Origin of the sequence: Knoellia locipacati (genome assembly GCF_007992835.1) — a bacterium.
GTDB classification, from domain to species: Bacteria; Actinomycetota; Actinomycetes; order Actinomycetales; family Dermatophilaceae; genus Knoellia; species Knoellia locipacati.
Genome location: NZ_BKBA01000008.1, coordinates 21548 through 42292 on the forward strand (window position 1 = coordinate 21548; position 20745 = coordinate 42292).

General features: G+C 71.8%; 16 protein-coding genes. All 16 read right to left on the minus strand.

Going from position 1 to position 20745, the window contains the following annotated elements:
• Nucleotides 1-131: 131 nt before the first annotated feature.
• A complete protein-coding gene (locus KLO01_RS08240; RefSeq protein WP_147064046.1) occupies nucleotides 132-1598 on the minus strand; it encodes a sensor histidine kinase in 1467 nt (488 codons plus the stop codon).
• Entirely contained in the window at nucleotides 1595-2329 is a 735-nt protein-coding gene (locus tag KLO01_RS08245) for a response regulator transcription factor (RefSeq protein WP_147064048.1), read from the minus strand. The genes KLO01_RS08240 and KLO01_RS08245 overlap by 4 nt, the downstream gene beginning before the upstream one ends.
• 69 nt (nucleotides 2330-2398) lie before the next feature.
• Nucleotides 2399-3565, minus strand: coding sequence for an acyl-CoA dehydrogenase family protein (locus KLO01_RS08250; protein ID WP_147064050.1), 1167 nt, complete (start codon nucleotides 3563-3565; stop codon nucleotides 2399-2401).
• Between the two features lie 38 nt (nucleotides 3566-3603).
• A complete protein-coding gene (locus tag KLO01_RS08255) occupies nucleotides 3604-4428 on the minus strand; it encodes a CoA transferase (protein ID WP_246136119.1) in 825 nt (274 codons plus the stop codon).
• A 22-nt stretch (nucleotides 4429-4450) separates the two neighbouring features.
• On the minus strand, nucleotides 4451-6628 hold the full coding sequence (locus tag KLO01_RS08260) for a 3-hydroxyacyl-CoA dehydrogenase NAD-binding domain-containing protein (protein WP_147064054.1): 2178 nt from the start codon (nucleotides 6626-6628) through the stop codon (nucleotides 4451-4453).
• 46 nt (nucleotides 6629-6674) lie between these two features.
• A complete protein-coding gene (locus KLO01_RS08265; RefSeq protein ID WP_147064056.1) occupies nucleotides 6675-7895 on the minus strand; it encodes an acetyl-CoA C-acetyltransferase in 1221 nt (406 codons plus the stop codon).
• Between the two features lie 117 nt (nucleotides 7896-8012).
• On the minus strand, nucleotides 8013-9236 hold the full coding sequence (locus tag KLO01_RS08270) for an SGNH/GDSL hydrolase family protein (RefSeq protein WP_147064058.1): 1224 nt from the start codon (nucleotides 9234-9236) through the stop codon (nucleotides 8013-8015).
• Between the two features lie 93 nt (nucleotides 9237-9329).
• On the minus strand, nucleotides 9330-12320 hold the full coding sequence (locus KLO01_RS08275) for a M36 family metallopeptidase (protein WP_147064061.1): 2991 nt from the start codon (nucleotides 12318-12320) through the stop codon (nucleotides 9330-9332).
• Nucleotides 12321-12608: 288 nt separating this feature from the next.
• On the minus strand, nucleotides 12609-14441 hold the full coding sequence (locus tag KLO01_RS08280) for a phosphoenolpyruvate carboxykinase (GTP) (RefSeq protein WP_147064063.1): 1833 nt from the start codon (nucleotides 14439-14441) through the stop codon (nucleotides 12609-12611).
• A 474-nt stretch (nucleotides 14442-14915) separates the two neighbouring features.
• Entirely contained in the window at nucleotides 14916-15434 is a 519-nt protein-coding gene (locus tag KLO01_RS08285) for a flavin reductase family protein (RefSeq protein WP_147064064.1), read from the minus strand.
• Nucleotides 15431-15928, minus strand: a complete 498-nt coding sequence (locus KLO01_RS08290) for an NADPH-dependent FMN reductase (protein WP_147064066.1) — start codon at nucleotides 15926-15928, stop codon at nucleotides 15431-15433. Before KLO01_RS08290 ends, KLO01_RS08285 begins: the two co-directional genes overlap by 4 nt.
• Complete coding sequence (locus KLO01_RS08295) at nucleotides 15922-16686, minus strand: alpha/beta hydrolase (RefSeq protein WP_147064068.1); 765 nt, start codon at nucleotides 16684-16686, stop codon at nucleotides 15922-15924. Before KLO01_RS08295 ends, KLO01_RS08290 begins: the two co-directional genes overlap by 7 nt.
• Nucleotides 16683-18062 carry an LLM class flavin-dependent oxidoreductase gene (locus KLO01_RS08300; protein ID WP_147064070.1) on the minus strand — a complete coding sequence of 460 codons (1380 nt, stop codon included), beginning with the start codon at nucleotides 18060-18062 and terminating at the stop codon, nucleotides 16683-16685. The genes KLO01_RS08295 and KLO01_RS08300 overlap by 4 nt, the downstream gene beginning before the upstream one ends.
• Nucleotides 18063-18113: 51 nt before the next feature.
• Nucleotides 18114-18980, minus strand: a complete 867-nt coding sequence (locus KLO01_RS08305; RefSeq protein ID WP_147064072.1) for an ABC transporter ATP-binding protein — start codon at nucleotides 18978-18980, stop codon at nucleotides 18114-18116.
• Nucleotides 18977-19864: an ABC transporter ATP-binding protein gene (locus KLO01_RS08310; protein ID WP_222611956.1), complete on the minus strand. Its 888-nt coding sequence runs from the start codon at nucleotides 19862-19864 to the stop codon at nucleotides 18977-18979. Before KLO01_RS08310 ends, KLO01_RS08305 begins: the two co-directional genes overlap by 4 nt.
• Entirely contained in the window at nucleotides 19861-20745 is an 885-nt protein-coding gene (locus KLO01_RS08315) for an ABC transporter permease (RefSeq protein ID WP_147064074.1), read from the minus strand. Before KLO01_RS08315 ends, KLO01_RS08310 begins: the two co-directional genes overlap by 4 nt.

The following is a 20745-nucleotide window of genomic DNA, read 5'->3' on the forward strand; positions in this document are numbered from 1 at the left end:
GCACAGTCTGGCTGTCCCGACGGTCTCGCGCTGTGCAGTGCTGCGCTGGGGCACAGCAGTGCACAGCGCTGTGCGAGCAGGTATGCCGTGGCCCGCGCCGCGCGCCCCGGCTCGCCTCGGGGACGACCGGGTCAGGCGGCTGCCGGGAGCAGCACCGAGAAGCTCGTGTGCCCGGGGCGGCTGTCGAGGCACACACGCCCCCCGTGCGACTTGGCGACGGCGTCGACGATCGACAGCCCGAGCCCGGTGGAGCCGCCGGCACGGTTGCGCGCCTCGTCGCCACGCGAGAACCGCTCGAACACGGTGTCCTGCAACGCCGCCGGCACTCCCGGACCGTCGTCGGTGACGCGGAGCCGGACCCAGTCACCCTCGCGGTGCAGCGACGTGACGACGCGGGTCCCGGGAGGGGTGTGCGTGCGGGCATTGGCGAGGAGGTTGGCGACGACCTGGTGCAGACGCGCCTGGTCGCCGGGCACCTCGACCGGCTCGTCGGGCAGGTCGAGCTCCCACGTGTGGGAGGGCGCGGCCGCATGGGCGTCCGACACGGCGTCCATGGCGAGCAGCGACAGGTCGACGCTCCCGCTCTCGAGCGGGCGTCCGGCGTCCAGCCGGGCGAGGAGCAGGAGGTCCTCGACGAGTCCCTGCATCCGCAGCGACTCCGACTCGACCCGGTTGAGGGCATGGGTGACCGAGGCGGGCACTGGCTCGCGCTCGCGACGGGACAGCTCGGCATACCCACGGATCGAGGCGAGCGGCGTGCGCAGCTCGTGCGACGCGTCGGCGACGAACTGGCGGACGCGTGTCTCGGAGTCGTGCCGGGCCATGAGGGCGCCCTCGACGTTGTCGAGCATGTTGTTGAGGGCCAGACCGACCTGCCCCACCTCGGTGCGGGGGTCGGTGTCGGCGGCGGGCACACGCTGTGCGAGCGCGACCGCACCCGAGTCGAGCTCGAGGTGGCTCACCTGGGTCGCCGTGTGGGCGACGCGCTGGAGGGGTGCGAGGTTGCGCCGGACGATCCACTGGCCGCCGAGTGCCACGAGGGCCAGTCCGGTGATTGTCGTGCCGACGACGAGCCCGATGATCGCGTCGACGATCTTGTCGATGCCACTCATCGGCAGGCCGGCCACGACGGTGCCTCCCGCCGGCTGCCGGGCCGCCGCGACGCGGTAGTCACCCAGGCCCGGGATCTCGATCGTGCGAGGGGTCGGGCCGAGCCCGGCCTCGTTGAGCGCCGCGAGCTGGGCCGTGGTGAGCTCGCCCACGGTCCGACCGCTCTCGAGCCGGTTGACCGTGACCTGACCCGCGCGCTGGACCACGATGAGGGACTCGCCGCCGCCGCCGGGGATCGCGCCACCGTCCCCGTCCCGGTCCCGGTCACCGGGGCCACGCGGCCCACCGGCCCGCACGAGGCTCTGGGTGACGTCCTGGTCGATCTGGTTGACGAGGTGGTTCTGCAGGGCGATGACGGTGAAGGCCGACGTCGCCACGGTGATGACGAGGAAGAGCCCGACGACCGCCGCGACGAGCTTCGCGGTGAGCGACCACCCGCTCGGGTCGAACCACGAGCGGGCCGGGGGCGCCGTCGTGGACGTGCTCACGGTGCCGGCTTGAGGACGTAGCCGACGCCGCGCATCGTGTGGATCATCGGGTCCCGGCCGGCGTCGATCTTCTTGCGGAGGTAGGAGATGTAGAGCTCGACGACGTTGGCCTGGCCGCCGAAGTCGTAGTTCCACACGCGGTCGAGGATCTGGGCCTTGGAGAGCACCCGCTTGGGGTTGCGCATGAGGTAGCGCAGGAGCTCGAACTCGGTGGCGGTGAGGGCGATCTCGACACCACCACGGGTCACCTCGTGGCTGTCCTCGTCCATCGTGAGGTCGCCGACGACGAGCAGCGACGACGAGTCCTCGGCGACGACCGTCGTGCGGCGCATGAGGGCGCGCAGCCGCGCCACGACCTCCTCGAGGCTGAACGGCTTGGTGACGTAGTCGTCGCCGCCGGCGGTGAGGCCGGCGACCCGGTCCTCGACGGCGTCCTTGGCCGTGAGGAAGAGGACGGGCACGGCGTCGTTGTCGGCGCGCATCCGGCGCAGCACCTCGAGGCCGTCGAAGTCGGGGAGCATCATGTCGAGCACGACGGCGTCGGGCTGGAACTCCCGGGCCGCCTTGACCGCGGTGATCCCGGTGCCGGCCGCACGGACCTCCCAGCCCTCGTAGCGCAGCGCCATCGACAGCAGCTCGGTGAGGTTCGACTCGTCGTCGACGACGAGGACCCGGACGGGGCTGCCGTCGGGCCGCTGGAGCTTGGCGGACGAGGTCGGAGTCGTGCTCATGGGACCCAGTGAACCGTCACCGGATCGGTCCCGTCCATGAGTCGCCTGTGTGCTTCCTGTGAACAGCGGTCACAGGCTGCGGGAGATGAGCTCCTTCATGATCTCGTTGGTCCCGCCGTAGATCTTCTGCACGCGGGCGCCGGCGTAGAGCCGCGCGATCGGGTACTCGAGCATGTAGCCGTAGCCACCGAAGACCTGCAGGCACCGGTCGATGACGTCGCACTGCACGTCGGTCGTCCAGTACTTCGCCCGCGAGGCCGTGGCCGCGTCGAGCCGCCCCTCGACGTGCAGCCCGACGCACCAGTCGAGGAAGGTCCGGGCCGCGAGGACGTCGGTGCTCACCTCGGCGAGGGTGAACCGCGTGTTCTGGAAGCTCGCGATCGGGGCGCCGAACGCCTCTCGCTCCTTCGAGTACGCCACGGCCAGCTCGACGGCCAGGTCGGCGGCACCCACCGCGCCGACGGCGATCGCGAGCCGCTCCTGCGGCAGCTGGTGCATGAGCTGGTAGAAGCCCTGCCCCTCCTCCTCGCCGAGGAGGTTGGCGACGGGGACGCGCATGTCGGTGAACGCCAGCTCGCGGGTGTCCTGGCCGTGCTGGCCGACCTTCTGCAGCACCCGTCCCCGCTCGAAGCCCTCGAGCCCGTCGACCTCGGCCACGATGAGCGAGATGCCCTTCGAGCCCTCGCCGCCGGTGCGGGCGACGATGACGACGAGCCCCGCGTGGGAGGAGTTGGTGATGAACGTCTTGCTCCCGTTGACGACGTAGGAGTCGCCCTCCCGCCGGGCCGTGGTCCGGATGCGCTGGAGGTCGGACCCCGTCGACGGCTCGGTCATCGCGATGGCGCCGACCAGCTCGCCCGACGCCATCCGCGGCAGCCAGCGCTGCTTCTGCTCCTCCGAGCCGTAGGTCAGCACGTAGTGCGCGACGATCGACGAGTGCACCGAGTAGCCGAGGGCGTCGTCACCGGCGCGCCCCTGTTCCCACAGGACCGCGGCCTCGTGCGCGAACGTGCCACCACCGCCGCCGTACTCCTCGGGCACCGAGATGCACAGCAGACCGGCGGCACCGGCGGCGAGCCACGTCTCCTTGTCGACCTGGTGCTGCTCGGCGAAGCGCGCGAGGTGCGGTGTCACCTCGCGCTCGAAGAAGGTGCGGGCCAGCTTGAGCACCTCGCTGACGTCGTCGTCCCGGGCCCACGGGGAGACGTAGGTCGGGGGCTTGAGGATGTCGGCCACGGCGGGCTCCTTCGGGTCGGGGTCGGGCAGGAGACGGGTCAGGCGCGTGGCGCCAGCGCGGCGAGCGGGATGTCGTGCTCGTCGGCCCACTGCTGCCACTCCTGCGCGGTGCGGCCGGAGAAGACCTCGCGCAGCCGGTCGGCCGTGAGCCCCTCGGGTGCGAGCCCGAGCGCGCCACAGAGCCGGGCCACGAACTGCGGCTCGAGCGCGGCGAGGGCGACGTGCCCCACGGAGGCGGCATACACGGCATACACCGGCAGTCCTCCTCCGAGCGGCCCGCCGGGTGCGCTGAGCCCGTGCGTGAACGGCGCCGCGACCGACACGGCGACGTCGGACAGCGCCACCTCGCGACGGGAGCCGCGTCCGGTGCGGGAGCGCTCGACAAGGGCCGCGCAGGCCTCCGCGGCGGCGCGTTCGGCGCCGGCGAGGTCGACGGCGGTCGTCGCGGGGAGGCGTCCGTCGGGGAGGAGCCCGGCGCCCGCCTGGTAGGTGAGGTCGTGGCCCGCGACCTCACCGGCCGCTCCCGGGTGGCCGACGATGTCGACCTGGCAGACCTGCGTATGCCGTCCGCCCACCGACTCGTGGTCGAGACCGAGCCGCACCAGGGCCGAGGGACGCGAGCTCGTGACGAGGACGTCGGCCTCGGCGAGCAGGACGTCGAGGCGGGACCGGCCCTCGTGGCTCTTGAGGTCGAGCCGCTCGATGTCCTGTCCGGCGTGCAGCTCGTCGAAGTAGGCCCGGGCATAGTGCTCGAGCGGGTCACCGCTCGGCGGGAGCACCGTCGTCGCCGTCGCCCCCATCGAGACCAGCCGCGCGACGGCGGCCGGTCCCGGCAGGTTGATCGCGACCGAGACGACGCGCACGCACTCGAGCGGACCGGCCACGTCAGCCCCGGTCGTCCACGAGCGTCCCGGTGGCGGCGCGCCCGGTGAGCCAGGCCGACGGACGGAACCGCTCCCCGTAGGTGTCGGCGAGCTCGTCGGCCCGCGCGACGAAGCCGGCGAGGCCGCCCTCGTAGTTGGTCATGAACGTCGCCGGGCCACCGGTGTGCGGCGGGAAGCCGATGCCGAAGATGCCACCGATGTTGGCCGACTCGGTGTCGCGGAGCACGCCCTCCTCGAAGCAGGCAGCGGTCTCGAGCGCCATCGCGAAGAGGTACCGGTCCTGCAGGTCGCCCAGCGGGATCCGGGTGTCGCGGGTCCACCGCTCGCGCAGTCCCGGCCACAGCACCTTGGGGCCGTCCTCGGGGTAGTCGTACATGCCCGACCCCGAGGCCCGGCCCTTGCGGCCCAGCTCGACCATGGTGTCGATGAGCTCCTCGCCGGCGGACCTCTCGATCGTGCGGCCCTCGGCTGCGGCGGCCTTGTCGGCCTCGGCGCGGATGTGCTGGGTCAGCGTGAGCGAGACCTCGTCGAGCATCGCGAGCGGCGGGGCGGGGAAGCCGGCCGACGTCGCGGCCCGCTCGACCGTCATCGGGTCGATGCCCTCGGCGACCGCGACGGCGCCCTCGAGGATGAGCGTGCCGAAGACGCGGCTCGTGTAGAAGCCGCGGCCGTCGCCGACGACGACGGGGATCTTGCGGATCTGTTGGACGAGGTCGACGGCGCGGGCGGTCGCCTCGTCGGAGGTCTGCTCGCCGCGGATGATCTCGACGAGCTTCATCTTGTCGACGGGGGAGAAGAAGTGCAGCCCGATGAAGTCCTTCGGGCGCGTGCTGAACCCCTGGAGCCCCGTGATCGGCAGGGTCGAGGTGTTCGAGCAGAGCAGGGTGTCGGGGCCGACGACGGCCTCGACCTCGGAGAAGACCTTCTCCTTGAGGTCGTGGTCCTCGAAGACCGCCTCGATGACGACGTCGACCCCGGCGAGGTCGGACGCGTCGTCGGTCGGGGTGATCCGGGCGAGGACGGCGTCGCGCTCGGCGGCGTCCATCCGGCCCTTGTCGACCTGGGCGTCGAGCAGCCCGGCGGTGTGGCCCTTGCCCTTCTCGGCACCCTCGAGGCTCACGTCCTTGAGGACGACGTCGATGCCCGAGGTGGCACAGGCGTGCGCGATGCCGGCGCCCATCATCCCGGCGCCGAGGACGCCGACCCGGTTCACCCGGCGCTTCTCGACGCCCTGGGGACGCAGGGCGCCGCTGTTGATCGCCTGGAGGTCGAAGAAGAAGGCCTGGATCATCGCCGTCGACTCGCGACCGGCGGCCAACCCCGCGAAGTAGCGCGACTCGATGCGGCTCGCGGTGTCGAAGTCGACCTGGGCGCCCTCGACGGCCGCCGACATGATGGCGCGCGGCGAGCGCACGGGGCTGCCCTTGAGCTGCTTGCGCAAGGTGGCGGGGAAGGCGGGGAGGTTCGCGGCGAACGCCGGCGTCGTCGGGGTGCCACCGGGGATCTTGTGTCCCTTGGTGTCCCACGGCTTCGTCGCCGCCGTCTCGTCACCGGCGTGCTCGCGGATCCACTGCTTGGCGGCGGGGACGAGCTCCTCGCGTGTGGCGACGAGCTCGTCGACGACACCCTTGGCGTGGGCGGCGGCCGGGGTGCGCTGCTGGCCCTGGAGCAGCCAGCCCATGAGCGCCTCGGAGATGCCGAGCATGCGCACGAGCCGGGTGACGCCGCCGCCACCGGGCAGCAGGCCCAGGGTGACCTCGGGCAGGCCGAGCCCGACCTTGTCGTCGTCGACCGCGATGCGGTGGTGGCAGGCGAGGGCGATCTCGAGCCCGCCGCCGAGGGCGGCGCCGTTGATCGCGGCGACGACCGGACGGCCGAGCCGCTCGAGCCGGCGCAGCTGCGCCTTGAGCCCCTCGACCTCGGTGAACGTATCGCCGACGGTCTCGGGGGTGACCTTCTGGAGGTCGGTGAGGTTGCCGCCGGCGAAGAAGGTCTTCTTGGCCGAGGTGAGGACGACGCCGGTGAGCTCGTCGCGCTCGGCCTCGAGCCGGTCGACCGTCTCGCCCATCGCGACCTTGTATGCCGCGTTCATCGTGTTCGCGCCCGCGGCCGGGTCGTCCATGGTCAGGGTGACGATGCCCTCGTCGTCGCGCTCATAACGGATCATGTTCTCGCTCATGGTGTCTGGGGTTCCTGTCCGGAGTTCAGGTGCGGCTCGGGGGCGGTCAGATGCGCTCGACGACGGTGGCGATGCCCATGCCGGCGCCGATGCACAGGGTCGCGATGCCGCGCTCGAGGTCGCGACGCTCGAGCTCGTCGACGAGGGTGCCGAGGACCATGGCGCCGGTCGCACCGAGCGGGTGGCCCATCGCGATGGCGCCGCCGTTGACGTTGGTCTGCTCCTCGTTCCAGCCCATGTCGCGCATGAGCTTGAGGGCGACCGCGGCGAATGCCTCGTTGATCTCGACGAGGTCGATGTCCTTGGCGGTCATGCCGACGCGGTCGAGCGCCTTGCGGCACGCGGGGGCGGGGCCGGTGAGCATGATCGTCGGCTCGGACCCGACGACGGCCGTCGAGATGATCCGCGCGCGGGGGGTGAGGCCCATCTCCTGGCCTACCTGCTCGGTGCCGATGAGCAGCAGGGCGGCGCCGTCGACGATGCCCGAGGAGTTGCCGGCGTGGTGGACGTGGTCGATGCGGTCGACGCTCGGGTACTTCTCGGTGGCGACGAAGTCGAACCCGCCCATCTCGCCGATCCCGGCGAACGACGGCTTGAGCGCCGAGAGCGACTCGACGCTCGTGTCGGGCCGGATCGTCTCGTCGCGGTCGAGGATGGTCAGGCCGTTGGCGTCCCGCACCGGCACGACGGAGCGGGAGAAGTGCCCGGCCTCCCAGGCGGCGGCGGCGCGGGCGTGGGACTGCGCGGCGAAGCGGTCGACCTCGGCCCGGTCGTAGCCCTCGAGGGTGGCGATGAGGTCGGCCCCGATGCCTTGGGGGACGAAGTCGGTGGCCAGGGCGGTGGCGGGGTCCATCGCCCACGCGCCGCCGTCGCTGCCCATCGGGACGCGTGACATCGACTCGACGCCGCCGGCGAGGATGAGGTCCTCGAAGCCGGACCGGACGCGCGACGCCGCCTGGTTGACGGCCTCGAGGCCGGAGCCGCAGAAGCGGTTGACCTGGACGCCGGCCACGGGCTCGGGCAGGCCGGCATACATCGCCGCGACGCGGGGGAGGACGGCTCCCTGGTCGCCGACGGGCGAGACGATGCCGAGCACGATGTCGTCGATCTGTGCGGTGTCGAGCCCCGGGTTGCGCTCGCGCACGGCGTCGATGAGGCCGGTGACGAGGTCGATCGGCTTGACCTCGTGGAGGGCGCCGGAGGCCTTGCCCCGTCCGCGGGGGGTGCGGAGGGCGTCGTAGATGACGGCCTGGGTCTGCTCGGGCATGGACGTGCTCCTTCGAGGTGCGCGACTTCGGTTCGTCCAGCACGATACGCAGCCCAACCGATGGGTAACAACGGTGCGGGTGCGTCCCTCGTCACGTCGACGCCGGGGGCTCCCCGGTCAGCGGCGGCACTCGAGGTCGTCGAGGTCGACGGCGGCGGCCATCGCCCGGTAGCCCGCGTCGCCCGGGTGGAGGTGGTCGCCGCTGTCGTAGGCCGGGAGCATCCGGGTCGTTCGCTGCGGGTCGCGGATCGCGGCGTCGAAGTCGACGACGGCATCGAACTCGCCGGTCGTGCGGATCCACTGGTTGACCTGGACGCGGATCGCCTCGCGCCGCGCGGACCACCGGCTGCCGCCCTCCCAGGGCGTGATGGTCCCGCCGACGACGCAGACGCCGCGCGCGTGGGCACGGGCGACGAGCTGGCGGTAGGCGTTGATGAGGTCGGCGGGCTTGGTCGCGAAGTCCCAGCGCAGGTCGTTGACGCCCTCCATGACGACGACCGTGCGCACGTCGGGCTGGGCGAGGACGTCGCGGTCGAACCGGGCCTGGGCGCTGACACCGGAGCCGTCGGCGAGCACGCGGTTGCCCGAGATGCCTTCGTTCATCACGCCGAACTGGTGCGGCGCGGGCCGGGCGAGGACCCGGCGGGCGAGGACGTCGGGCCAGCGGGAGTTGGTGCCGGGCGTCGACTTGTCGCCGTCGGTGATGGAGTCGCCGAGCGCGACGACGGTGTCGACCTGCTGCGGCGTCTCGACGACCGCGGACTCGACCCACGCGTAGCTGCCGGTGGGAGTCGGGTAGGCGTCCGCGCTCTCGTCGGACGCGTGGTCGCCGGTCGTCGAGACCCAGCTCGTCTGGTGGGCGAGCTTGTGCCCGCTCACCGTCCCGGCGTCACCGACGACGTGGATGCTCACGGCGAGCGTGGACTGGGCGGGCAGGTCGCCCGGCAACGGGTCGCTGAGCACCTCGGCGCCGACGGGCACCGTGACGCTCGACTCCTCACTGAAGGTGAGCTGCCGGTTCGTCCCGGCCTTGATCGTCGCTCCCTCGCCGGCGTGCCCGACCCACACGGAGTCGAACGTCACGGGTGTGGAGCCAAAGGCGTTGGACAGCGAGATGCGCAGCCCGGACCCGCCGACGCTCGTGTGGACGATGTTGCGCACGGTCTGGTCGGCGAGCGTGAAGGTCGTCGTGTCGACCGCCGTCCCCCAGGTCCCGACCGCGTTGGTCGGTCGGCCCGCGGTCGACGGCGCCGGCTGCGGCAGCAGGGCGACGGCGGCGCTCGAGACGACCGCGGCGACACCGGCGACGACCGTGGTGCGCGGGCTTGAGAGGAAGGTCACGTGAGAATTGTTCACCCCCGCCCGCCGGAGCGCCACTCGGCAACGCGAAGGCGCCGCCCCCGGGTGGGGAGCGGCGCCTCGCGTCGGGTCAGGTCACTTGCGCAGGACCTGCACCTCCGAGACCGCGATCGTCTGCGCACCGGCGTATGCCGTCGTGCAGTCGGTGGCGTTGTTCGGGTCCTCGTCCTGCTCGCCCTGGAACTGCGGGCCGCCCTGGCACTGGTTCGTGTCGAGCGCGAACCGCAGGTGGGTCGCCGCCGTCTGCGGGATGTCGAACGTCCGCATCTTGAGCTCCGGCGCGACCGGTCGGGGCGCCGCACCCGGGAAGGCGTCCGGCGCGGAGGTGAACACCGGCCGGAAGTCGGCGTCCTTGTCGCACAGGACCCGGCCCTTGGCGTCGCAGGCGAGCACCGTGAACGAGCGCAGGTTCTGGAAGCGTCCGGCGGCACCGGGCTCCGGGAGAGCACTCACCTGGACCTTGCGGACGACCTGGCGGCCGCCGACGAGGTCGATGGTGAACTGCTTCTGGGCCGCAGAGGGAGCGGGGACCGTGGTCGCCGTCGAGCCCTCGTCGCCGTCGATCATGGCGGGGACGTCGACGCCCTCACCGGTGACCGTGGCGCCCGCCGCGCTGCTCGCGAGGTTGGTGAGCAGCTTGACCGGCATGTCCCGGGTCTGGCGCGGCTTGGCGGTGAAGCTCACCCGCGTCTGGCCCTTGCCCGCCGCGAGCACGGTGTAGGTGCGCTCACCCGGAAGGATCGAGAACGTGTCGGCCAGGTCGGTGGCCGGGTCGGTGTCCGCGACCGGCGTCGAGCGGGCGGTGTACTCGCCGACGAAGAGCTGGGCGCCCGCGACCGGGCGGCCGTCCTCGTCGGTCGGGTTGAACCGCAGGGTCGCCGGGTCGCCGTAGGCCGAGGTGAAGGACGGCGTCGGGTTGCTGTCGTTGCTGTTGACCGACGACGCGCCCTGACCGAGGCCGCGTCCGGCGAAGCCGTTCCACAGCAGGTCCTGGTTGGCCCCACCGAAGCGGAGGAGGTCGGCCGCGAGCATCGCGTTGCGGGCGTCGACCATGCTCACCGAGCCCGACGGCATGAGCAGCCACGCGTCGAAGACGAGCTGCATCCAGCGCCGGTTGCCCGGGCACGCGGTGACCGGGGTGTCGCCGGTGGCGCAGCTGCGCTGGGTCGCGGCGTCACCGGTGCCGTAGCGCGCCATGAACGCGCTCCGGATGTCGCCGTGGGTGGCCGACCAGATCTCGCCGTCGGCGTGGACCTGCGGACCGGTGAGGTCGTAGCCCACGTTGCTGTAGTTGAGCGGGCTCTTGCTGAAGTTGTAGTTGCGGATGCCGCGGTTCTCGTTGCCCGTGACGTAGGCCCCCATCGGGGTCGCGGTCGCGCTCACCGGGACGTAGCCCCACTCCTGGAGGTACTCCGTGGCCATGAGGTCGGACCAGCTCTCACCCATGGCGCCGGCCTGGAGACCGGAGAGGCCGTTGTTGGGGCCGCCCGCCATGCGGTTGCTGATGCCGTGGCCGTACTCGTGGCCGATGACCGACATGTCGTAGTCGCCGTCGACGCACGGGGCGTAGAACGAGCCCGCGAGCGGCTGCCAGAGGTACATGTTGCTGTAGCCGCTGACGCCCTCGGGCGGGGTGCCGAAGTTGGCGTTGTTGCGCGAGCCCGACTGGGCGCCGGACTGGCTGTAGCCGAGGACCGGGTCGTTGCCGAGCCCGCCCTTGCCGGCGTTGTCGCGCTGGAAGTTCCACGCCGTCTCGGTGAAGCCGAGCTTGTAGGACCAGTCGTGCATCCGGTTGTGCATCGCGAAGAGGTTCGTGGTCGCCGCGTCGATGTCGTTGCGGGCGCTGCTCGTGTAGTTGGCCGGGTTGCACTTGTTGGCCGACCACTGGTTGGTCCACGGGAAGGTGTAGTTGCGGTCCGGGGTGAGCGGCGCCGGGTTCACGGCACCGATGCCGCGCCAGCGCTCGCCGCTGTAGGCGTTGTTGCCGTTCGTCGTCGTCGTGCTCTGACCGGTCAGCGGGTCGACGTCCCACGCCCTCGGCGACGCGTTGTTGGCGACGGTCTCGGTGCAGCCGGTCGCCGTCGTCCAGCACCACTCGACGCGGGTGTCGGTCGAGCTGTGGTCGGTCGCGGGAGTGCCGGTGAAGACCTTCCAGCGCGGGTTGTCGCTGTCGAAGTCGACGAGCGACTCCCGCGCGATGACGTCACCGCTGACCGCGTCAACGTGGACCGAGTAGCCGCTGTCGTCGCCGTCGCGGATCACGACCTGGTATGCCGTGCGCGCAGCCGAGCCGGGGACCGGCACCGCGACCTGCTTGACCTGCTGGTCGCCGACGAGGCCCTTGGCCTTGAGGGTGGTCCAGCCGGTCTCCCGGCTTCGCTGGGTGGCGGTGCCGTCGGTGATGTCCGTGGCCTTGGCGCCGACGTTGGCGGCTGCCTTCCGGAGCGCCTCCTCCGGCGTGACCGACGGGTCGGCACGACGGGCGGAGCTCTCCCCGCGCAGCGGTGCCAGCGTGGAGCTGACGTAGCGGGCGCTGCCCTTCTCGACCGCGACGACGACGAGACCGTCGATCCCGGCCGGGACGCCGCCGATGGTCTGGCGGAGCATGACGACCGAGGAGCCGCCGACCGCGTTGGTGCTCACGTGCTCCATCGACGCGATGTCGGCCGCGGTGAGACCGAACGCTGTGGCGTTGCGCTCGAGGTAGGTGCGGGCGGCCGCGACGGGATCCGAGCCGAGGCCGGTGGCGAGCGGCGCCGTGCCCTGAGGGGTGACGGTCCCGACCGAGCCGAAGCGGTTGAAGGTCACCGTGGCGCCGCCGGTGCCGCGGCGGGCCTCGCCGCCGGGTGCGGCCGCCGACTTCTGGGCTGCGGACGGTGCGACCGAGGCCTTGCGCAGGTCGATGTCGGGCAGGTGGTCGTGGCTGTCGCCCGCCGGTGGCACCGCCGTCGGCGTGTCGCTCGGCGCGGCGAGGGCGGACCCGGATGTGGCCGTTCCCACCGCCACCACCGCCGCGAGTGCCGCCGCCGAGACGGTGATCCCGCGGCGTCTTCCTCCGTGTGTCATGCGTGACTCCCCTTGTGGCAAGGGCACCCCCGACGGTCACGGATGTCGTGCCGTTCGACCTGGTGCCGGCTCCAGCCAAACGTCCGCCGGGTCAGCACGGCACCCCTCAAAGAGTCAGGAGTTGGCAAAGAACCGGTGGCTACCGGGAGAAAGTCACGTGACGGGACGGCATACGCGCGGCGTGTGTCCGCCGCCGACGGACGGGCGAGCCACCACGTCGGACGCAACGCGAGAGGCGCCGCACCCCACGACGGGGGGCGGCGCCTCTCGCGTTGCGTCAGCGCGGGGTCACTCGACGCCGAGGCGCGCCTTGAGACCGTCGAGCTCGACCTGGAGCGCGGTCGGCAGGTTGTCGCCGAACTTGGCGAACCACTCCTCGATCTGCGGGATCTCGGCCTTCCACTCCTCGTTGTCGACCGTGAGCGCCTTGGCGAGCTCGGCCGGGTCCATGTCGAGGCCGTCGGTGTCGATCGACTCGGGGGTGGGCACGTGACCGATGGCCGTCTCGACCGCCGCGGCCTTGCCCTCGATGCGCTCGATGGCCCACTTGAGGACGCGGGCGTTCTCGCCGAAGCCGGGCCACACGAAGTTGCCCTCCTCGTCGCGACGGAACCAGTTGACGTAGAAGATCTTCGGGAGCTTGGACGCGTCGGCGTCCTTGCCGATGTTGATCCAGTGCTGGAAGTAGTCGCCGGCGTTGTAGCCGATGAAGGGGAGCATCGCCATCGGGTCGCGGCGGACGACACCGACCTGACCGGTGGCGGCCGCGGTCGTCTCGGACGACAGCGTCGCGCCCATGAACGTGCCGTGGGTCCAGTCGCGGGACTCGGTGACGAGCGGCACGGTGGTCTTGCGGCGGCCGCCGAAGAAGATCGCCGAGATCGGGACGCCCTGCGGGTCGTCGTACTCCGGGGCGAGGATGTCGCACTGCTTGATCGGGGTGCAGTAGCGGCTGTTGGCGTGGCTCGACAGGACGCCGGCCTCGCCGTCGGCGGGGGTCCAGTCCTCGCCCTTCCACGACGTCGCGTGCTCGGGCATGTTCTCGAGGCCCTCCCACCAGATGTCGCCGTCGTCGGTGAGCGCGACGTTGGTGAAGACCGAGTTGCCCTTGTTGATCGTCGCCATCGCGTTGGGGTTGGTGTGCTCGTTGGTCCCGGGCGCGACGCCGAAGAAGCCGAACTCCGGGTTCACGGCATACAGGCGGCCGTCCTTGCCGAAGCGCATCCAGGCGATGTCGTCGCCCAGGGTCTCGACCTTCCAGCCCGGGATGGTCGGCTTGAGCATCGCGAGGTTGGTCTTGCCGCAGGCGCTCGGGAAGCCGGCCGCGATGAAGTAGACCTGTTGCTCCGGCGAGGTGAGCTTGAGGATGAGCATGTGCTCGGCCATCCAGCCCTCGTCGCGCGCCATGACGCTGGCGATGCGCAGCGAGTAGCACTTCTTGCCGAGCAGGGCGTTGCCGCCGTAGCCCGAGCCGTAGGACCAGATCATCCGCTCCTCGGGGAACTGGACGATGTACTTCTCGGGGTTGCAGGGCCACGTGACGTCCTGCTGGCCGGGCTCGAGGGGGGCGCCGAGCGAGTGCAGGGCCGGGACGTACTTGGCGTCGTCGCCGAGCTCCTCGATCCGGCGCAGGACCTCGCTGCCGCAGCGGGCCATGACGCGCATCGACGCGACGACGTACTCGGAGTCGGTGAGCTCGACGCCGAACATCGGGTTCTCGGACTCGATGTGGCCCATGACGAACGGGATGACGTACATCGTGCGGCCCGTCATGCAGCCGGCGTAGAGCCCGCGCATGAGGTCCTTCATCTCGTTCGGGTCCATCCAGTTGTTCGTCGGACCCGAGTCCTTCTCGTCGACCGAGCAGATGTAGGTGCGGTCCTCGACGCGGGCGACGTCGCTGGGGTCGGAGGCGGCGTAGAAGCTGTTGGGCTTCTTGTCCTCGTTGAGCCGCACGAAGGTTCCGGCGGCGACGAGCTTGTCCGTGAGCCGGGTCCACTCCTCGTCGGACCCGGTGACCCACACGACCTCGTCGGGGGTGGTCATCGCGGCGACCTCGTCGACCCAGGCCTGGAGGCCTGCGTGCGTGGTGCCCTGAACGGGTGCGGCGGGGGCGGTCATCTGCGTCCGTTGTCCTTCCGGTTCCGGGGCTGAGCCCGGCATGGTGGCCCGGTCGACGCCGGAGCCACCTCGGAGGCGATCCGACGACTGACCTGCTGGAGTTGTCACGGTACTCGCATCGTGAGACGCGTCTTGTCCCAAGCGTGAGAACCGTGGTCCGTGCTCCGGGGAGCACGATCTGTCCACCGTAGGAGGTCGAGCGGACAGGCACGGCAGCGGAAACCTTTCCGCACCTATGAGGTCCCTCACACGCGGTCCTACCTGCGGGTATGCCGTCCGCCCCGTCGACGTGACCGCGCTTCCGGCACGGACGTGCCCCAGTCACCCGCCGCCCCCACCCGGGCGCCCACAATCGACCAATTGGTCACGAAATGTCGGAGCAGTTCGTGACCAATTGGTCGAAAAGTGCTGCAGATGGTGGTGGGTGGTCGTGCGGGGGAGACGGGGCCGGACGGGGGCGCTGGTCAGCCCTCGTCAGGCGGTGGCTCTCAGGCCGAACTGGCTGCGGTGGAAGACCAGCGGGAGGGTGTGGTCGGCGTTCTCGACCGCGTGCAGCCGGAGCAGCACGATGGTGTGGTCGCCGGCCTCGACCTCGCGGTGCACGGAGGTGTCGAAGAGCGCGAGCCCGTCGTCGAGGGTCACGGCCCCGTCGTCGGTCCGCGACAGCGACAGGCCGTCGAACCGGCGCTCGCCCGGTCCGGCGAGCTGGCGCGCCACCGCGTCGTGGTGGTGCGCGAGGACGGTGACCCCGAGGTGGCCCGCGCGACGCAGCTCGGGCCAGGTCCGTGACGTGTTGGCGATCGAGAACGACACGAGCGGCGGGTCCAGGCTCACCGAGGTGAACGAGCTCGCGGCCAGCCCGACGAGGGCACCGTCGACCTCGGCCGCGACGGCGACGACGCCGCTCGGGAAGCTCGCGAACGCCTGCCTCAGGCGCACCGGGTCGAGATCGGGCTCGGTCCGCTCGGCCAGCGGGACGGCATACCGGCTCATGTCCGCACCCCGAGGAGGCGCTCGACGACCGGCCGGGTGTCGGCCAGCCACGCGGCATACGCCTGCGGGTCGTCGTGGTCTCGGTCGACGACGTAGAGGCCACGGCCCGGCACGGTCGCACCGAGCTCGGTGAGGACAGGCCGCAGGGTGAGCTCGGCGGCGAGGGAGTGGGCCGGCGAGCCACCGAGGAGCAGCGGTACCGCGAGCCCGCGCAGCCCCGTCCCGCCGGCGAACCGGTCGAGGAACAGCTTGAGCAGGCCGGTGTAGGTGCCCTTGTAGGTGGGGCTGGCGACGACGACGAGGTCCGACGCGCCCACCTCCTCGACGAGCCGGCCGACCCCGGGGTCGGACCAGTCGAGGAGTGCGGGGCCGAGCGTCGCGAGGTCGACGACCTGCTCCGGTTCGCGGCCGGTGAGCTCGCGCGCCACGTGGTGCGCGGCGGCCAGGGTCCGGCTGGCCGGCCTGGGGTTGCCGACGACGACGGTGGTCACCATGCGCTCGACTCCACGGCGAGGACGGGCTCGAGCCCACCCTTGAGGACCTCGAGGAAGGTCACGACCTCGGCCGCGACTGACCGGTGCTGGAGGTCGTTGAGGACGTCGTGGTGGGCGCCGCGGACCACGGTCAGCCGGGTGCGGGGGGACGCGCTCGCGACCGAGGCCAGGGCACGGCGGTCGGCCAGTGGGTCGGAGTCGCCGACGAGCAGCAGCCGGGGCAGGTCGACCTCGCCCTGCAGGGCCGCGCGCAGGAGGGTGGCGTCGAGGGCCGTGCTGAGTGCGCCCTCGGACAGCGGCTGCTGGTCCGTGAGCACGGCACGGTGGACGGGGCAGCGCGTGCGCTCGTCGAGCTGCTCGTCCCACGACGTCGCGGTGCTCGCCTGCGCGCCCGGCAGGCCCGCGAGGACGACGGCGTCGGGCCACCAGGACGCATCGAGCCGCTCCTCCGCCACGAGGGCGGTGACCGCGAGGGCGCCGGTGTCGGCGCCGACGAGGACGAGCGGGTGGACGACCTCGGCGCTCGACGCTGTGCCGTCGACGTCGGTCTCGAGCCGGTCGGCGAAGGCAGTGAGCGCGGCGACCGGGTCCGGGCCTTCGAGGTGTGGCGGCTCCACGACCCGGACCCGGTAGGCGTCGGCCGCGATCCGGGCGGCGAACCGCCGGTAGGTCTGTGGGGACTCCCCGCGACCGGGAACGACGACGACGGTGCCACGGGTGCGAACCCCCTCGGGGGCGTGGTGGTCGAGGGTGGTCACGACGCGGCCTCCAGACCCTGGGTCTCGGACGAGTCCTGGTCCGACTCGGCCCGGCGGCGCACGGTGTTGCTGTTCTCGGGGATGGGCAGGCCGAGGTTGCCGCGCAGGGTGTCGGCCTCGTACTCGGTCCGGAACAGCCCGCGCTCCTGGAGGATCGGCACCACCCCGTCGACGAACAGCTCGAGCTCCTCGTTGGTGCGGAACGCGAGGTTGATCCCGTCGAAGGTCCCCGCGCGGAACCACTCCTCGATCCGGTCGGCGACGGTGACGGGAGCACCGACGAACGGTGAGCGCTTGTAGCCGTTGAGTCCCTGCGCCACCTGTCGGAGGGTGAGGTTCTCGGCCCTGGCGCGCTCGATGATGCGGGCCGCCCCCGTGCGACCGCCGCGCTCGGCGAGGTGCGCGACGTCGGGGAACGGTGCGTCGAGGTCGTGGACGCTGAAGTCGTGGGCCCCGAACGACCGGCCGAGCAGGCCGAGGTTGCGCTCGAAGTCGTCGTCCTCCTCGTGGATCTCCTCGTCGCGTCGCTGTGCCGCCTCGTCGGTGGCGGCGACGACCGGACCTCCGTGGATGAAGATCTTGATGTGGTCGGGGTCGCGGCCGGCGGCAGCGGTGCGACGCTTGATGTCGCGGTAGTACTCCTGCGCCGACTCGAGGGTCCCGCCGGGGGCGTAGATGCCCTCGGCGACCTGGGCGGCGAGGTTGCGGCCCTCCTCGGAGACACCTGCCTGGAAGATCACCGGCTGTCCCTGCGGCGAGCGCGACAGGTTGAGCGGCCCGGCGACGTCGAAGTGCTCACCGTGGTGCTCGAGCGCGTGCAGCCGCTCCGGGTCGAGGAAGCGACCGCTCTCGACGTCGGCGGGGAAGGCGTCGTCCTCGTAGGAGTCCCAGAGCCCCCGAGCCACCTGGACGAACTCGAGGGCCCGGCCGTAGCGGGTGTCGTAGTCGAGGTGCTCCTCGAGCCCGAAGTTGCGGCTCGTGCCGGTGTCGAAGCTCGTGACGACGTTCCATCCCGCCCGGCCACCGCTGATGTGGTCGAGCGAGCCGAACCGGCGGGCGAGGTTGAAGGGTGAGTTGTAGGTCGAGCTCGCCGTGCCGACGAGGCCGATGTGCTTCGTGTGGGTGGCGACGGCGGAGAGCAGGGTGAGCGGCTCGAGCCGGTTGAGGTAGTGCGCCGGGTAGGTCGCGTTGATGAACTGGCTGTCGACGACGAACAGGGCGTCGAACAGCGCGTGCTCGGCCGCCTGAGCCTGCTGGATGTAGTAGCCGATGTCGATGCTGGCGTTCTTGGCGACGCGGGGGTCCTTCCAGAGCCCGTGCTGGCCGGGGCCGCCGACGCCGTAGGGGTGGAGTGCGAGGTGGATCCTGCGAGACATGTGGATGACCTTTCGGGAGAGTCTGATTCGTCGGTATGCCGTGTGGCCGGCTCAGGCGGTGAGGCGGGCACGCAGGGCCGCGCGCTCGGCACGGTCGGCCGAGGCAGACCGCAGCGTCGGGGCCGAGCGCAGGAGCAGCTGCGTGTAGGGATGGCTCGGGTTCGTGACGACGTCCCGCGTGGTCCCGACCTCGACGACCTCGCCGCGGTGGAGCACCGCGATCCGGTCTGCGACGCCGGCGACCGAACCGAGGTCGTGCGAGACGAAGAGCAGGGCGATGCCGGCCGCCTTGAGCTCCTGCAGGATCGACAGGACCTGGACGCGGTTGGCGGCGTCGAGCGCGCTGACCGGCTCGTCGAGGATGACGACGTCGGGCTCGGTGACAAGCGCCCGCGCGACGGCGACGCGCTGCCGCTGGCCACCGGAGAGCCGGCCGGGCAACCGGTCGAGGAGCTGCTCGTCGAGGTGCACGCGACCGAGGAACCGCAGGGCCCGCTCACGAGCCTCGTCACCCGGGACCCCCTGCAGGAGAAGCGGTTCGGTGAGGGACTCACCGATGGTGAGGTCCGGGTCGAGGCTCTTGAGCGGGTCCTGGAAGACGTACTGGACCACTCCTCGCCGGCGCAGGGCACGCCGCTTCCTGCGGCCCAGCCGGGTGACGTCCTCACCGTCGACGAGGACGCGACCGCCCGAGACAGGGGTGAGCCCGAGGATGGTGCGGGCGAGCGTCGTCTTGCCCGACCCGGTCTCGCCGATGAGGCCGACGGTCTCGCCGCGCTCCACGGTGAGGCTCACCCCGTCGAGGATCCGGGCCCGGTGCAGCCCCCGGCCCAGGGTCACCCGGACGTCCTCGACGCTCAGGACGGGAGGGCTGGGCACCGACGAAAGACGGTGGTATGCCGTCTCGCTCGTCGTCATCGCAGCTCACCTCCGTCCGTGCCGAGGAAGCGCTCGAGGCCGTACTGCTCGTGCTCGCGGACGAGGAGCCGGGTGTAGTCGTGCTGAGGGTCGTGCAGGACGCGCGAGACCGGTCCCTGCTCGACCACCTCGCCGTCGCGCATGACGAGCACCTCGGTGCAGAGCTGGGCGACGACCGCGAGGTCGTGGGACACGACGACGAGCGCCAGACCGGTGCTCGCGCGGAGCTCGGCGAGCAGGTCGAGGATCTCGGCCTGCACGGTGACGTCGAGGGCGGTCGTGGCCTCGTCGGCGATGAGCACCTGCGGCTCGACGGCGACGGCGGCGGCGATGAGGACCCGCTGGAGCATCCCGCCGGAGAGCTCGAACGGGTACTGCGCCCAGACCCGGGCAGGGTCGCGCAGCTGGACGGCGGCGAGCAGCTCGAGGCTGCGCTCCCTCGCGGCGCGTCGCCGCAGCCCGAGCTTGACCCGCAGGACCTCGGCGACCTGGCGGCCGACGGGGATCGAGGGGTTGAGGTAGGACGCCGGGTCCTGGAAGACCGCGGCGATGGTCGACCCGCGCAGACCGGTCCACTCACGCGGGGTGAGTGTGGCGGTATCGCGCCCGACGACCTCGACCGAGCCGCCGGTCACCGCGAACGGCTCGGGCAGGATGCCGAGCACCGCCCGGCAGGTGAGCGTCTTGCCGCTGCCGGACTCGCCGACGACGCCGACGACGCCACCGCGGGGGAGGTCGAACGAGACGCCCCGGACGATGTCGTGGCCGGTCGACGGGTCGCCGACGTGGAGGTCGCGCACCGAGAGTGCGTGGGTCGGGGCCGGCTGGTCTGGAGCCGGGGACCCGGCGGACGTGGTGGCCGGACGGGTCAGGGTGGTCGTCACGGGGTGCCTCCTGTGCGGGAGAGGGACGGGGCGGTCGCAGAGCGGCGGGTGCGGCGGTCGAGCAGGTCGCGACCTGCCTCGCCGGTGACGTCGCGGATGGCGTCGGCGAGCAGGTTGCTCGCCCAGACCGTGGCGACGATGAGGGCCGCGGGGGCGATCGGCGCCCACGGCTGCTGGTCGAGGAAGCCGAGCGAGGTGGCCAGCAGCCCGCCCCACGTGGGAGCCGGGGGCTGCACGCCGATGCCGAGGAAGGTCAGGCTCGAGACGATGACGAAGCCGACGCCCAAGGTCTGGGCGAACGCCACGGCGATCGGTGGCAGGACCTTGCTCCACAGGTGCCGCCGGGCGACCCACGTGACCGACGCGCCGGAGATGACGGCCGCCTCGACGTAGGCCGAGCGGGCGACGGCCAGCGTCGCCGCACGGGACACCCGGAAGAACAACGGGGAGACGAGGACGCCGGTGACGACCATCGCCTGCGTGATCCCGTTGCCGAGCAGTGCGGTGACGGCGACGGCGAAGAGCAGGAACGGCAGGGCGATGAGCGTGTCGACGATCCTCAGGCTGGCCCACTCGAAGACCCGGCCCAGCTGCACCGACAGGATGCCGGGGACCACGCCGACGACGAGCGCGATGACGACGACCTCGAGCGACCCGACGACGCTGACCCGCGACCCGTCGAGGAGCCGGCTGAGCACGTCGCGCCCGAGGGAGTCGGTGCCGAGCCAGTGCTGGACGGAGGGCCTGGCCAGGGCGTCGGTGGTGGTGGCCAGCGGGTCCTGCGGCGCGAGGAGCGGCCCGACGAGCGCGAGCAGCCCGACGGCGAGCAGCACGCCCACGGCCACGCGGCCCGACGGGAGGGTGAGGACGCGGCGGACCAT

What these genes read in the sequence shown, in the direction of transcription:
- KLO01_RS08245 (WP_147064048.1), bottom strand. Translation starts at nt 2,329, where the DNA reads ATGAGCACGACTCCGACCTCGTCCGCCAAGCTCCAGCGGCCCGACGGC.
- KLO01_RS08260 (WP_147064054.1), bottom strand. Translation starts at nt 6,628, where the DNA reads ATGAGCGAGAACATGATCCGTTATGAGCGCGACGACGAGGGCATCGTC.
- KLO01_RS08265 (WP_147064056.1), bottom strand. Translation starts at nt 7,895, where the DNA reads ATGCCCGAGCAGACCCAGGCCGTCATCTACGACGCCCTCCGCACCCCC.
- KLO01_RS08275 (WP_147064061.1), bottom strand. Translation starts at nt 12,320, where the DNA reads ATGACACACGGAGGAAGACGCCGCGGGATCACCGTCTCGGCGGCGGCA.
- KLO01_RS08280 (WP_147064063.1), bottom strand. Translation starts at nt 14,441, where the DNA reads ATGACCGCCCCCGCCGCACCCGTTCAGGGCACCACGCACGCAGGCCTC.
- KLO01_RS08285 (WP_147064064.1), bottom strand. Translation starts at nt 15,434, where the DNA reads ATGAGCCGGTATGCCGTCCCGCTGGCCGAGCGGACCGAGCCCGATCTC.
- KLO01_RS08290 (WP_147064066.1), bottom strand. Translation starts at nt 15,928, where the DNA reads ATGGTGACCACCGTCGTCGTCGGCAACCCCAGGCCGGCCAGCCGGACC.
- KLO01_RS08300 (WP_147064070.1), bottom strand. Translation starts at nt 18,062, where the DNA reads ATGTCTCGCAGGATCCACCTCGCACTCCACCCCTACGGCGTCGGCGGC.
- KLO01_RS08305 (WP_147064072.1), bottom strand. Translation starts at nt 18,980, where the DNA reads ATGACGACGAGCGAGACGGCATACCACCGTCTTTCGTCGGTGCCCAGC.
- KLO01_RS08315 (WP_147064074.1), bottom strand. Translation starts at nt 20,745, where the DNA reads ATGGTCCGCCGCGTCCTCACCCTCCCGTCGGGCCGCGTGGCCGTGGGC.